We start from the raw sequence: 13,523 nt of genomic DNA on the forward strand, positions 1-13,523 counted from the left end.
TCACCATGGCTTTGGCAGGATCGATACGGCCTTGTTGTGCTCTAAGGGTGAAGAGTTCCGAATACGTAGTAGAGCGATATACTTCCGGCTATAGAGCTCATAACCCGAGTAGAGTTCACGAACGCGTAGCGTCTTAGATAATTGAGCCCGTACCGCGGGTATATCCTGGGCGGGAAGGGCGAGATAGGCCGTACCCTGACCATCGGCCAGCACGCGATAGAGTTCTTGCAGGTTTTTCAGCTGATGTACCGGCATGGTGCCGCGCCCGCCGTAGAACAGAAAACTGGGCTCGAACCATCGCCAGGTGGCAATGGCGTAGGGTTGTGTGCCCTCGCTGGCACGGATCATGCGGCCCATGGTCGCGGAGGGCTTTAGGGTGTCCATGGCGGGCACCGTCAGGAGCATCAAACAAGCAGTAAGTGCTATCGTCCCGGCGCCCAGACTGCTGATAACCGGTAGCAGCAGGCCGCGCCAAGCGAAGAGTAGGGCTAGCAACGCCGCAATAATATAAGGCAAGCCCAGAGTAGCCATCATATCACCCAGGGGCGGGATTTGCTCCGGTACCAGCCAGACTCCCAGCACCACCAATGCCACACCCACCAGAAATAATGCTCCGAGTGACAGGAATACGCCCTGGCGGCTGAGCGGCTGCGTCTGGTTGAGGGCTGCATAAAGGCGCGCTGCGATGAGAACAAAGAGGGCGGGATAAGCCTCCCAGACATAATTGGGGAGTTTGGTGGCACCAAGGCTGAAGAAGGCGACCCAGGTAATGGCCCAGACCAGCATAAAGGCATCGGCGGGCGTTTGTCGCAGCAGGGTACTCCGTCGCCGCCAGAGTTCGGCGAAGGTCTGTGGTAAAAAAATCGTCCAGGGCAGTAGCGCCAGCGCAATGGTAAACAGATAGTAATAAACGGGTCCATGATGCCCCTGCATGGCGACGGCGTAGCGATCAACATTCTGCTGATCAACGAACAGCCAGTCCCAGACCCAGTGGGTTTCAACGCCCACCGCCAGGTACCAGGGCAGGGTGATGATCAGAAAGAGCGGAATCCCCCAGGTCAGATGTCCGTTGCGCCAGAGATTCGGCAAATCTCGGCGCAGTAACAGAAAAATCACGATGATAAGGCCGGGCAGGAGGAAGCCGATAGGGCCTTTAGCCAGGGTCGCTAACCCCATCGCACTACAGGCGATCAGGACACCGCGACGTTCCTCCTCCGGATAGAGATACCCCCGCAGATAGGAAATCAGAGCGATCGCAACGAAAAGAATCAGCAGCGGGTCAGGTACAGCGGCCCGGAAGATGATCTGACTATGCAGGGCGGTGGCGGTCAGCAAGCCTGCCAATAATGCAGTCTGGTCCCCGTACAGGCGGCGTAAAGCAAGGGCCAGATAAAACACCAGCAACGCCCCCATGGCCACCGAGCCGATGCGCAAGCCCCAACTGTTCATCCCCAGCAGGCGTACCCCGGCCCACATCAGCCAGTAGTTGAGGATAGGCTTGTCCGGGCGTAGCGCTGCGCTGAAAGTGGGTACTACCAGATTGTGGTGCAGCATCATTTCTTTCAGGGCTTGGGCATTGTTGGGTTCATCAACGTCCCAGAGGCTGGCATCTCCGGTATGAAAGGCAAAAAGCCAGAAGGCAAAAAGGAAAAGAAGCAGCGCCTGGAAGACAAAAGTCCCCCGTCGCTGTTCAGACATCCCGCGCCCCGCCCTTCATGATGCGCGCCTTGTCCCGTTGCCACTCCCGATCTTTGACCGTGGCGCGTTTGTCATGCTCCTGTTTGCCCTTCACCAGCGCGATTTCTACTTTGGCCCGACCCTGTTTCCAGTACATGGCGAGGGGCACGATCGTAAAACCTTTGCGCTCGACGCTGCCGATCATGCGATTAATCTGTTCTCTATGCATCAGCAGCTTGCGTGTGCGGGTCGGATCGGGATTTATATGGGTGCTGGCGGTGAGCAGTGGGCTGATGTGCGCGCCCAACAGCCATAATTCCCCATTTTTGACAATGATGTAGCTGTCCTTGAGATTGAGACGGTTGGCGCGCAACGACTTTACTTCCCAGCCCTGCAGGACCATGCCGGCCTCAAAGCGCTCTTCGATAAAGTACTCGTGTTTCGCCTCGCGATTGAGGGCGATGGTGCTGCTGCTCATCCTGCTACTCCCCTGCCGGTCAACTGTGTATTGTACGGGAAAAGACCGCGCAGCAGAAAGGCAGGATTGACTTTGCTGCGCTTCCTGTAGAATGTGGGCGGTTTGCCCTGGCGTGGAGTCTGAAGAAGTGTCGAAGTCATTGCCCAAACGTTTTGCGCCCTATCGCCAAAGGCATTGGGAGTCTCTTACCGAAGCCGTGCTGCTGAGCGAAATGTCGGCCATTACCGAATGGCTGGAGCTGCGCCTGTTGGCTGCGCAGGTCGAGATTCTCTTTGAGAACTATATTTTTGCCGAAGGCGTTTGGCCCGAGCGTGTCTTGCGTATACTCTGTGATAAGGCGGTGGCGGGAGTACAGGTCTATATCACCCTGGATGCTTTGGGCAGCGGCAGCTTCCCGAGCCGTTGGGTGACTGAGTTGCGCGCCGCTGGCGCCCATTTACACTGGTACCACCGCCTGCAACTCAAGGGGCTGGAAAAAAGGCTGCGACGCAGCCATCGCCGTGTCGTGGTGGTGGATGGCCAGTGGGCCGCAGTCGGCGGTTTTGCGATCTCAGATGCCTGGATCACCGGCGCGCCAGGTATGGTGCCATATCGCGAGATGCTTTTTGCTTGTCGTGGCAATTTAGCAGAACAAGGTCGCCAGATTTTTTTTCGTCACCGCCCAGAGGCCCTTCCGTCATTGGGTGCGGCCGCGTTTCTCCAAGCTGATACCCGGTGGTGGGGGCAGGGCCGGTTTTTAGAGGGCACGCCGCCGGGCAGTCTCGCTGTGCGCCGCCGTCTGCTGGTCGCCATCCGTGCAGCGCGCAGCAGTGTCTGGATAGCCACTCCTTACTTTAATCCGGATCCCATCATCCTGCACGCCGTCTACCGGGCCGTGCAGCGCGGTGTGGATGTCAGGCTTTTACTGGCTGGACGGATCACCGATCATCCGCTGTTGCGATTCGGGATTCAGGCGTATTATCAAAAACTGATGCGCAGGGGGGTGCATATTTACGAATATGAAGGCGCCTTTCTGCATGCGAAATATCTGCTGGTAGATGGTTCCTGGGCGTCGGTCGGCTCCGCGAATCTTGATTTTCTGAGTTTGTGGTTTAATCATGAGCTCAACTTGGAGTTACGGGCTCCGCTTGCCGCGCTTTTGCTGCGCATCTTGTTTTTACGCGAGTTTACCCAAGCCCGGGAAATCGACCCAGGGCCGTGGCGCAGGCGTCCCCGTTGGCGACGAATCATCGAATGGTTTTTGGCGCAACTGGATCGTTGGGTGCAGGCGCATGCACTAGGTCAGCGTCGTTATTGAGAGGATTTCATGCATCATATTTGCAAGACCACCGTACTGCCCTACAGTGCTGCGCAAATTTTTGCCCTGATAGAGGATATTCGCACCTATCCGCAATTTTTACCCTGGTGTGGACGGACCCGGATTATTCAGGCAAAAGATGAAGAGGTGGTCGCCGAGATTACCATCTCCCACGGCGCCTTCGGCAAATCTTTCACCACGAGAAACCGTTATCAGCGGCCTAAGCTGGCAGAGATGCGACTGGTGAATGGTCCCTTCCGTTTTCTGGAAGGGCTCTGGCAGTTGGAGCCGGACGCCAGAGGCACCAAAGTAACGCTGGATATGCGCTTCGAGTTCGCTTCTCGATTGATGGGCGCCTTTCTGGAGCCCATATTCAAGCATGCGGCGGAAACGATGGTGCAACGCTTTGCCCAGCGCGCGCGGGTTGTTTATGGTCAGCCGGACGCCTTGGAAGTGCAAAAGCCGGACGCCGGGGCGCCGTCCGGCCAGACTAAGAGGTAGTGGTCGCTGTCGGTGAGGCTGTGCTCTGTACGTCTCCCTGTATGCTGACCAGCTTCTCATCCTTACCAAAAAACACCCGCACCTTGCGGACTTTCGTGGCACCGTAGGCAGGCTTGAAGCTGTAGGCGTAAACCCACTGATGCGGATGCCAGGGATCCTGCAGGAGCGGTGAGCCGAGAATGCTACGTACCTGCAACGCATCCATACCGGGGTGCAGTTCGGCGAGTTCTTTGGCGGTGATGATGTTGCCTTGCTGTACATTGACGCGATAAATACTACAGGCGCCGAGCAACAGAGCACAGAAAGTAAGCAGAGTAATTAGGCGGAAGCTTCTCATAGTCCTTGTCTTAGGCGTCAGGTGCAACTATCCTAAACCATTACGCATGGCCATTGCTACGAGCGAATGAACTACGAACGAACAAACAGCGATGAATTGAAGCGAGCCGGCCTCAAGGCAACCTTGCCCAGACTGAAGATACTCCGCATCTTCGAGGACAGCGACACCCGCCATCTGACCGCGGAAGAAATTTATCGGCAGTTGCTGGATGCCGGTGAAGAGGTGGGCCTGGCCACGGTATATCGTGTGCTTACCCAGTTTGAAATGGCTGGATTGGTGCGAAGGCATCACTTCGAGGGCGACAAGGCGATCTTTGAGCTCAACGAAACAGGGCACCACGATCATATGGTTTGCACGGCCTGCGGCAAAGTGCTGGAGTTTTTCGATGAAGCGCTGGAAGCGCGGCAGCAGGAAATTGCCGCGAATCAGGGCTTTTTTATCAGCGATCACAGCCTCTATCTCTATGGCACCTGTCGCGGTATGCAGGATGTAGGGATTTGTTCGCTGCGGGACGACTTGCCTGGGGGCCGTACGAATTAGCTGCTGTCGCTGCTGAGCACCAGGTTGTCGCGGTGGATGATCTCAATCTCATCTACATCGCCGAACAAGGTATTCAGCGCTTTACTGCTCTTGCCCAGACGCAGCAAAACCTCCTGCCTTGCGAAGTTCACTAAGCCACGGGCTACTTCCTGGCCTTCCGGATCAACACAGCACAACAGATCGCCGCGTTGAAAATCGCCCTCGGCGGCGGTGATGCCGACCGGGAGCAAGCTGCTACCCCTTTCCCGGAGTACCCGCGCGGCGCCAGCGTCCAGATGGAGTGTTCCGGTCGGGCGTAGTTGTCCCGCCAGCCAGCGCTTGCGGGCCGCCAGTTTGGCGACGCCCGGACGAAAGTACGTTCCTATCTCTTCCCCGGCCCAAAGGCGTAACAGTACGTTTTCAGTGCTGCCTGGGGCGATAAGGGTGGCGGCACCAGACTGGGCAGCGCGGCTCGCCGCCCGTACCTTGGTGATCATGCCGCCGCTCCCCAGCGCTGTCCCGGCACCGCCCGCCATCCGCAGCAGTTCGGGATCTCCGGCTTGTACTTCCGTGAGCAGGCGGGCATCCGGATCGTGGCGCGGGTCTCTATTATAAAGCCCCGCCTGATCTGTCAGAATGACCAGTAGGTCGGCTTCCAGTAAATTGGCGACCATGGCTGCCAGCGTATCATTATCGCCAAAACGGATTTCGGCACTGGCAATCGCGTCATTTTCATTGATGATGGGAACTACGCCCATCTCCAGCAAAATGCGCAGAGTGGCGCGGGCGTTGAGATAGCGCTGGCGATCTCGTAAATCTTCATGGGTAAGCAGGACCTGGCTGCCATGCACACCGCCGCGGCGCAAGAACTCTTCATAGGCCTGGATAAGTGCCGCCTGACCAACGCTGGCAGCCGCCTGCAGTTGGTGCAGGGCGGTAGGGCGGGTTTGCCAGCCGAGGCGCTCCATGCCGGCAGCCACCGCGCCGGAGGAGACGAGAACAATCTCGGTGTCGTTGCGGCGGAGTACCAATATTTGTGTGACCCAGGCTTCAATAGCAGCCAGATCCAAGCCCTGACCGTTATTGGTGAGCAGGCTGCTGCCAATTTTGATGACCCAGCGCTGCGCGGTTTTCAGGTCGCGGCTCACGCCTCGTTCTCTTCCCAGTCGGCGTCAAGGTCGTCCCCTTGCCAGTCCTCCAAGACCTCATCTTCGTCGCTTTCGTCGCCCCAGTCCTCGGTCTGCTTGGGATCGGGGGCAGGGGGCAGGTCGGGGAGGGTTTGCCAGATGGCATATACCAAGGCCTCACATCCGGCACCACTGGCGGCCGAGATCAGAAAGGCGGGGCCTTGCCATTGTAGCGCTTCGCGAATTTGCTGAAAGCGTGCCGCCGCCGCCTCCTCCGGAAAGAGATCAGACTTGTTGACCACCAACCAGCGCGGCCGCTCGGCCAAGGCCGGACTATAGGCGGCCAACTCCGCTTCCAGCGCACGGATATTGGCTGCCGGATCGCTCTCATCGACGGGGGCCATGTCCACCAAATGCAGGAGCAGGCGGGTACGGCTGAGATGCTTGAGAAAGCGGGTGCCCAGCCCGGCGCCTTCGGAAGCGCCCGGAATTAGGCCGGGGATATCGGCGAGTACAAAAGACTCGTGGGTGGCGACGCGGACGACGCCGAGATTGGGATAGAGGGTAGTGAAGGGATAATCTGCCACTTTGGGGCGGGCGGCACTGACAGCGCGGATAAGGGTACTTTTACCTGCATTAGGCAGACCCAGCAGCCCGACATCGGCGAGCAGGCGCAATTCCAGGCGCAAGTTTCGTTCCTCGCCTGCAGCGCCTTTCTCAAACTGACGGGGTGCGCGGTTGGTGCTCGATTTATACGACAGATTACCGTGGCCGCCGCGACCACTCTGGGCGACCAATAGCCGCTCGCCTTCGGTACGCAGGTCACCGAGTAATTCACGGGTGTCGTCGTCATAAATCAGGGTGCCGACGGGGACTTTGATTTCCTGATCATGGCCGGCGCGACCAGTCATCTGGCGGCCGGCGCCACCATGACCGTTTTCAGCACGATAGCGGCGTTGATAGCGGAAGTCGATGAGGGTATTGAGACTGGCCTGAGCAACCAGATAGACGCTGCCGCCGCGCCCGCCATCGCCGCCATCGGGGCCACCAAAGGGGATGAACTTCTCGCGGCGGAAACTCACCGATCCATGACCGCCGTTACCGGAGGTCACATGAATGCGCACTTCGTCAATAAATTTCATAGAAAAACCCCGCTCCCGCAGAAACGGGGCGGGGTCCCTCTGAGCAGAGGCCTGCTTAGGCCGCTGAAACGACGCTGACGGTGCGTACCTGGCGCGGACCCTTGCGCTCAAATTTTACGACACCCTCGGCGGTGGCAAAGAGCGTATGATCCTTGCCGATACCGACGTTGGCGCCCGGATAAAACTGGGTGCCACGCTGGCGAATAATGATATTGCCGCTGATCACTTCCTGTCCGGCGTAGCGCTTGACGCCCAGACGCTTGGATTGGGAATCGCGGCCGTTACGAGAGGAACCGCCCGCCTTTTTATGTGCCATGACTGTACTCCTTAGCCTTCGATGCCGGTAATACGGACTTCGGTAAAGTATTGACGATGGCCCTGCTGCTTGCGGTAATGCTTGCGCCGGCGCATCTTGAAAATGTGCACTTTGGCAGCACGGCCCTGGCTCAGTACGGTGGCTTTCACCGCAGCACCCTCTACCAGAGGCTGACCTACCCGAACTTCACTGCCGACACCAACCATCAGGACACGGTCCAGTGCGAGTTCGGCACCGGGTTCTACTTCCATCTTTTCGAGCCGGAGCTTGTCGCCCACTGTCACCCGATACTGCTTGCCACCATTTTCAATGACCGCGTACATCACAAACCTCCAACGAGAGTTTTCACCGAGACTGCCCGGAAAAGCACGCTAAGATACCGTTATTAGTGCATTAACGTCAAGCATATTTGGCTGTCTGGCATTTGGGGTCTTGACCGGTTGTCGGTCCAATAAGAAACGATGATGCATCAAGAGCCTCCTGACTGCTTGTTCCGGCGTCTATTGGTGTCAGACAGGAGCCATTAATACTGGGGTATCGAAGCCCTGTTCGCGCAGTCGGATTCCGCGCAGAGGCGCAGAGCGTTCAAAATCCCTGATCACTTCGAGGACATCGTGATCGATGAAACCCACATGTTCACCATCCAGTATGACCTCTGCACCCTTGGGCAGTCGCTCCAGGATATGGGAGAGTCGCGCCTTGTTCACAAAGGTCACCTCCCGGTGCAACGCAATTTTGTAAGCGAAACCCTCTCGTCCAATTTCTATGGCGCTGTGGTAATTGGCTTTGAGTACAAAGAACACCCCTGCCAGTAGGCCAACGACCACCCCTGTAATGAGACTGCTAAACAGAATCGCGACAATGGTGATTACAAATGGAAGGTACTGAGATTTATCCAGCCGAAACATTCGCTTGAATATACTTGGATGGGCCAGCTTGAAGCCGACGAAAATCAGGATGGAAGCTAACGCAGCCAGCGGAATCCGGTTCATCAGCGTCGCCAGAAACAGCACGGCGAACAGCAGGAATAGGCCATGCAGAAAGGCACTCGCCTTAGTGCGGGCCCCCGCCGCCACATTGGCGGTACTGCGCACGATAACCGCTGCCACGGGAAGGCCGCCGATAAGGCCACTGGCGACATTGGCGATGCCCTGACCCAGCAGTTCGCGGTCCAGCGGCGTGCGTCGTTTGAAGATATCGAGTTTGTCGGCTGCTTCAATAGAAAGCAGGCTTTCGAGACTCGCAATGAAAGTGAGGGCGACGGCCGTCACCCAGACGGTTTTCGATCCGATCATCCCCCAGTCCGGCATTTGCAGCATACCCCGCAAATCTGCGAAGGAGTGAATGATCGGCAGGTTGACCAGGTTGTGGCCGCTGACGGCCAGATCTGGAACGGCGTAGAGCAGCAGTGCGTTGAGTAAGGTACCAAAAACTACCGCCATGAGTGGCCCGGATAGCCAGGTTTGTTTGCGCAATACCGCTACTTTGTCCCAGGTGATCAGGATGGACAGGGTAAGTACGCTGATCAGCAGGGCGCCCCACTCCAGGTGCGCCAGGGCAGCGATGACACCACTGAAGGTGTTCTCGCCATGGGCACTGATAAAGTCCTGGCTGCCGAATTCGCCCAGATCAAAACCGATGGCATAGGGAAACTGCTTGAGGATGATGATGATGCCGATAGCCGAAAGAATGCCCTGAATGATGGCGGAAGGGAAAAAATAGGCCACGACGCCCGCACGGACAATGCCCAAAACGATCTGAATGCCCCCGGCGATGACCACCGCCAGCAGAAAAGCGGAGAAACTTGGGAGGACCTGCATGGCCACCAGTACCGTGGCGACGATAGCGGGGGTCGGGCCGCTGACGGCCAGATGCGAGCGACTGAACAGCGGGACCAGCAGACCACCCATTACGCCTGCTATGAGTCCGGAAATGAGGGGCGCACCGGAGGCCAAGGCAACGCCCAAACACAACGGCATCGCCACCAGTGCCACCACCACCGCCGCAGGCACGTCGGCGCGCAGGTTTTTGAGGGGCGAAAGATTAACGCTGTTTTCCATCGTTTGTCCTCAGGCAAGCCGTTCGAACTGCTGTGCGCTGGCGTTATAGGCCAGCAGGGCACCTTCTTCCATATCAAAATACCAGCCGTGCAACTGCAGCTCACCCCGCACGACCCGCCGACGCACGCTATCGAAGGTCAGAAGGTTTTCCAGAGAAACGAGAATGCTTGCTTTTTCAATTGCCCTTAACTGCTCCTCCGGACTGGCGTCGGCATATTCGCGCATCACGTCGGCGCGTGCATCTTTGGCGATGGCGACCCAGGGGCCGATATATTTGCCTTCAGTGCCGTTCAAGAGCGCTTTCATGCCACCGCAATGGGAATGCCCGTTGATGATAATGTGCTCTACCTGCAGGGACCCGACCGCAAAGTCCACCGCTGCGCTGGTTCCATGGAGGTGGTCGTCCTGTTCGGCAGGAGGAATGAGATTGGCGACGTTGCGCACCACAAAGATGTCCCCCGGCTCGCTGCCATACAGGGACGTAGGTGTTACCCGGGAATCGGAACAGCCTATCAGCATGACTTTCGGGCTCTGCCCCTTCTCCACCAGGGTGTCGAAGAAGTCCGGCCGTTTCTCATAATAGCTGTGGCGGAATTCCTTGAAGCCGTCGATCATGGCGTCGATCACGTCGTTGTTCATGGCTCACTCCCTCGTTATCGGCTGAAATTCAGATGAAAGCGCGACCTCGCCCTGGACTTTATCAATAAGTCTCAATAACTATCAAGCAATTTGATAATATTGGAAAATGGTCGCAAAAAAGCCCCCAAAGGGGGCTCCCTGGTGCTGCTTGTGACAGGCTTCAGGCGTGACGGGCACGTACCTGTTTGGCCGCTTCCACCATGTTCTCCAAAGCGGGCGTCACTTCCGCCCATTTGCGGGTTTTCAGGCCACAGTCAGGGTTGATCCACAGGCGCTCGGCGGGTACCACTTTGATTGCCTTTTCCATCAGGTTGACCATTTCTTCCACACTGGGTACGCGTGGGGAGTGGATGTCATACACGCCAGGTCCGATTTCGTTGGGGTAGTTGAAGGTGGCGAAAGCATCCAGCAACTCCATCTGCGAACGCGATGTCTCGATGGTGATGACGTCGGCATCCATGGCCGCGATGGCGGGCAGAATATCGTTAAACTCCGAATAACACATGTGCGTATGGATTTGCACGTCATCCGGGGCGACTTGCGCCGAGATGCGGAAAGCGCGTGACGCCCAGTTCAGGTACTGTTCCCAGTCTTTACGCTTGAGGGGCAAACCTTCACGGTAGGCGGGTTCGTCGATCTGGATGATACCGATGCCGGCATCGATCAGGTCTTTGACCTCGTCGCGGATGGCGAGGGCGATCTGCAGCGCGGTACGCTCACGGGGTTGATCGTCGCGGACAAAGGACCACTGCAGGATAGTCACCGGGCCGGTCAACATACCCTTCATCGGGCGTGGGGTCAGGGACTGAGCGTATGTACTCCAAGCTACCGTCATCGGCGTGGGGCGGGACACGTCGCCGAAAATTAATGGCGGCTTCACGTAGCGCGAGCCATAGCTTTGCACCCAGCCGTGCCGGGTAAAGGCAAAGCCGGATAATTGCTCGCCGAAGTACTCGACCATGTCATTGCGTTCCGGCTCACCATGCACGGGTACGTCAATGCCCAAGCGCTCCTGCTCCTTCACCACCAGCGCAATTTCTGCTTCCATCGCCTTCTGGTAATCGGTGTTGCTCAGTTCACCCTTGCGATTCTGCAAGCGGGCCTTACGGATCTCCGGAGTCTGCGGGAAACTGCCAATACTGGTGGTGGGGAAGGCGGGCAGCTTGAAACGTGCGCGCTGTGCGGTTTCACGGGCGGGGAAAGGGCTGCTACGCTGACCGTCATCCTGACCCAAATCCTCCAGACGCTGGGCGACCGCGGGATTGTGGATGCGCGGCGAACTACGGCGGGAAGCGACGGCGGCACGGGCAGTAGCCAGTTCCTGCGCCACGGACTCCACACCCTTGTCCAGGGCACGACCGATAATGGCCACTTCGTCCAGCTTCTGCACGGAGAAAGCCAGCCAAGACTTCAGTTCGGCATCCAACTCTGTTTCCTGTTCCAGATCCACTGGCGTATGCAGCAGACTGCAAGAAGGCGCCACCCAGAGGCGATCGCCAAGCTGCTGATGGGCCGGCTGCAAAAGCGCCAGGGTGGCATCGAGGTCAGCACGCCAGACGTTACGACCATCGACGACACCGAGGGAGAGTACTTTGTTGGCAGGGTAGTCAGTGAGGAAGTTATTCAACTGCTGCGGAGCACGGCGCAGATCGAGATGCAGACCCGCTACCGGCAGGGCCTTGAGGGTTTTGGCATGATCGGCAACGGAATCAAAATAGGCTGCTAGCAGCACCTTGGGTGCTTTGCCCTGGCTTAGGGTCTGGTAAGCCGACTCCAATGCCTTGACCCACTCCTGGGGCAAGGCGAGGGCAAGAGCAGGTTCATCCATCTGTACCCACTCGACATCCAGATCCGCCAGGCGGGCGAGAATCTCGGCATAGACCGGCAATACTTTGGGCAGCAGGGTCAGGCGATCAAAGCAGGTGCTGCCAACCGGCGCGCCGTGGCCGTGACAGGCGCTGTCATCATGATGATGCTGTGCCTCGTGGTGGGCTTCGGCGTTGATGTCCTTTTCCTTGCCCAGCCACAAATAAGTGATGGGGCCGACCAGTACAGGCTTGGTCTTCAGACCCAGTGCCTGTGCCTCTTTCACCTGGGTAAAAATGCGGTCGCTGGCGAGGTGGAAATCCATACCCTCGTGAAATTCCGGGACGATAAAGTGATAGTTGGTATCAAACCACTTGGTCATTTCCATGGCGGGCTGGGTGCTGGAGCCGCGCGCCATGGCGAAGAAGGTGCCGAGGTCTACCTGGTCACCGGAAAAGCCATAACGCGGCGGAACAGCGCCGAGCGTACAACTCATGTCAAGCATATGGTCGTAGAGGCTGAAGTCGCCTACAGGCACCAGATCCATGCCACAGGTTTGCTGAATCCGCCAGTGGCGATCACGTAGCTGAGCGGCGCGTGACTGTAATTCCTTCTCGTCAATTTCTTTGGACCAGAAGCTTTCCAGCGCTTTTTTCAGCTCACGCTTGTGGCCGATACGGGGAAAACCGAGACTGTGGACCGATGTCATGGGCATTACTCCTCTGCGAAAATTGCCGCCATCATGCCCTGCCGCGCCAGTGGGCTCAAGAGGGAATTTTTAGGCTTGGTGATGAAAAGCATTCATCAATCCATCCGGAACCCGCGATGCAGTGCGACAATTCCACCAGAGAGGTTAAAGACTTCTACCCGCGCCAGTCCGGCATCTTCCATCATCATCTTGAAGGTTTCCTGATCGGGAAAGCGGCGAATGGATTCCACCAGATACTGATAGCTCTCCCGATCTTTGGCGATCAGTTCGCCAATGCGTGGCAGGAGATTGAAAGAATACAGATCGTAAATACTCTGTAATCCTGGCCAGCGCGGGTGGGAGAATTCGAGGATCAGGGCCCGACCGCCGGTTTTCAGCACCCGATAAATTTCGCTCAAGGCGCGTTCTGGATGGGTCATGTTACGGATGCCAAAAGCGAGGGTCACGATATCAAATTCCCGATCCGGGAAGGGGAGCGCCTCGGCATTGGCCTTTACGAACTCGACACCGGCGATGATGCCCTTATTGGCCAGCCGACTCTCGCCGACCGCGAGCATCTCCGCGTTTATATCAGAAACCACGATTGAGCCATTCGGCCGAATCCGCGGATAAATTGCCGCAGCCAGATCGCCGGTGCCGCCCGCCAGATCCAGCACCCGCTGCCCTGGTCGAGGACGGGCGAGATTAACGGTGAAGCGTTTCCACAGGCGGTGGACGCCGAGGGACATGAGGTCATTCATCAGGTCATATTTGCTGGCGACGCTGCTGAAAACCCCCTTGACGAGTTGTTCCTTCTCCGTTTCCGGCACTTCCTGATAGCCGAAATGGGTAGTCGGCACCAGAGCCTGGCTCTGTTCCTCGTTCTCTTGATGCTCGCTCATACGGTCAACTCCTTCACTTTGGGCGAATCCATGG

At 57.6% G+C, this 13,523-nt stretch carries 14 protein-coding genes; 3 read left to right on the plus strand and 11 right to left on the minus strand.

Annotated elements, in window-relative coordinates; all coding sequences use genetic code 11:
• The gene (locus H2515_RS02340) at positions 1-1,698 is read right to left on the minus strand and encodes an ArnT family glycosyltransferase (RefSeq protein WP_198660857.1); all 1,698 of its coding nucleotides are present in this window, start codon (positions 1,696-1,698) and stop codon (positions 1-3) included.
• Positions 1,691-2,155: an SsrA-binding protein SmpB gene (gene smpB / locus H2515_RS02345; RefSeq protein ID WP_014030073.1), complete on the minus strand. Its 465-nt coding sequence runs from the start codon at positions 2,153-2,155 to the stop codon at positions 1,691-1,693. The genes H2515_RS02340 and smpB overlap by 8 nt, the downstream gene beginning before the upstream one ends.
• A 127-nt stretch (positions 2,156-2,282) precedes the next feature.
• Between smpB and H2515_RS02350 the strand changes: the two genes are divergently transcribed.
• Positions 2,283-3,452 carry a phospholipase D-like domain-containing protein gene (locus tag H2515_RS02350; RefSeq protein WP_198660858.1) on the plus strand — a complete coding sequence of 390 codons (1,170 nt, stop codon included), beginning with the start codon at positions 2,283-2,285 and terminating at the stop codon, positions 3,450-3,452.
• Positions 3,453-3,461: 9 nt separating this feature from the next.
• Entirely contained in the window at positions 3,462-3,953 is a 492-nt protein-coding gene (locus H2515_RS02355) for a type II toxin-antitoxin system RatA family toxin (protein ID WP_035193506.1), read from the plus strand.
• Here H2515_RS02355 and H2515_RS02360 read toward each other — a convergent pair.
• On the minus strand, positions 3,943-4,290 hold the full coding sequence (locus tag H2515_RS02360) for an outer membrane protein assembly factor BamE (protein ID WP_035193504.1): 348 nt from the start codon (positions 4,288-4,290) through the stop codon (positions 3,943-3,945). The two genes, H2515_RS02355 and H2515_RS02360, sit on opposite strands and share 11 nt — an antisense overlap.
• A gap of 66 nt (positions 4,291-4,356) precedes the next feature.
• On the opposite strand from H2515_RS02360, the gene fur reads away from it, so the two are divergent.
• Positions 4,357-4,830, plus strand: coding sequence for a ferric iron uptake transcriptional regulator (gene fur / locus H2515_RS02365; RefSeq protein WP_035193502.1), 474 nt, complete (start codon positions 4,357-4,359; stop codon positions 4,828-4,830).
• Here fur and proB read toward each other — a convergent pair.
• The 8 genes from proB to ubiE form a co-directional block, all read right to left on the minus strand.
• On the minus strand, positions 4,827-5,957 hold the full coding sequence (gene proB, locus H2515_RS02370) for a glutamate 5-kinase (protein ID WP_071182274.1): 1,131 nt from the start codon (positions 5,955-5,957) through the stop codon (positions 4,827-4,829). The genes fur and proB overlap by 4 nt on opposite strands.
• The gene (cgtA, locus tag H2515_RS02375) at positions 5,954-7,078 is read right to left on the minus strand and encodes an Obg family GTPase CgtA (RefSeq protein WP_198660859.1); all 1,125 of its coding nucleotides are present in this window, start codon (positions 7,076-7,078) and stop codon (positions 5,954-5,956) included. The genes proB and cgtA overlap by 4 nt, the downstream gene beginning before the upstream one ends.
• A 55-nt stretch (positions 7,079-7,133) precedes the next feature.
• Entirely contained in the window at positions 7,134-7,394 is a 261-nt protein-coding gene (gene rpmA, locus H2515_RS02380) for a 50S ribosomal protein L27 (RefSeq protein ID WP_014030066.1), read from the minus strand.
• Positions 7,395-7,405: 11 nt separating this feature from the next.
• Complete coding sequence (rplU, locus tag H2515_RS02385; protein ID WP_014030065.1) at positions 7,406-7,717, minus strand: 50S ribosomal protein L21; 312 nt, start codon at positions 7,715-7,717, stop codon at positions 7,406-7,408.
• Between the two features lie 186 nt (positions 7,718-7,903).
• Positions 7,904-9,454 (minus strand): SulP family inorganic anion transporter, encoded by a 1,551-nt coding sequence (locus H2515_RS02390; RefSeq protein ID WP_198660860.1) that lies wholly within the window; start codon positions 9,452-9,454, stop codon positions 7,904-7,906.
• A gap of 9 nt (positions 9,455-9,463) precedes the next feature.
• Positions 9,464-10,093: a carbonic anhydrase gene (locus tag H2515_RS02395; protein WP_035193480.1), complete on the minus strand. Its 630-nt coding sequence runs from the start codon at positions 10,091-10,093 to the stop codon at positions 9,464-9,466.
• A 160-nt stretch (positions 10,094-10,253) separates the two neighbouring features.
• Positions 10,254-12,608 (minus strand): 5-methyltetrahydropteroyltriglutamate--homocysteine S-methyltransferase, encoded by a 2,355-nt coding sequence (metE, locus tag H2515_RS02400; protein ID WP_065413398.1) that lies wholly within the window; start codon positions 12,606-12,608, stop codon positions 10,254-10,256.
• A 95-nt stretch (positions 12,609-12,703) separates the two neighbouring features.
• Entirely contained in the window at positions 12,704-13,489 is a 786-nt protein-coding gene (gene ubiE, locus H2515_RS02405; RefSeq protein WP_198660861.1) for a bifunctional demethylmenaquinone methyltransferase/2-methoxy-6-polyprenyl-1,4-benzoquinol methylase UbiE, read from the minus strand.
• Positions 13,490-13,523 lie beyond the last annotated feature (34 nt).

Origin of the sequence: Acidithiobacillus ferrivorans, from assembly GCF_016250455.1 — a bacterium.
GTDB classification, from domain to species: Bacteria; Pseudomonadota; Gammaproteobacteria; order Acidithiobacillales; family Acidithiobacillaceae; genus Acidithiobacillus; species Acidithiobacillus ferrivorans.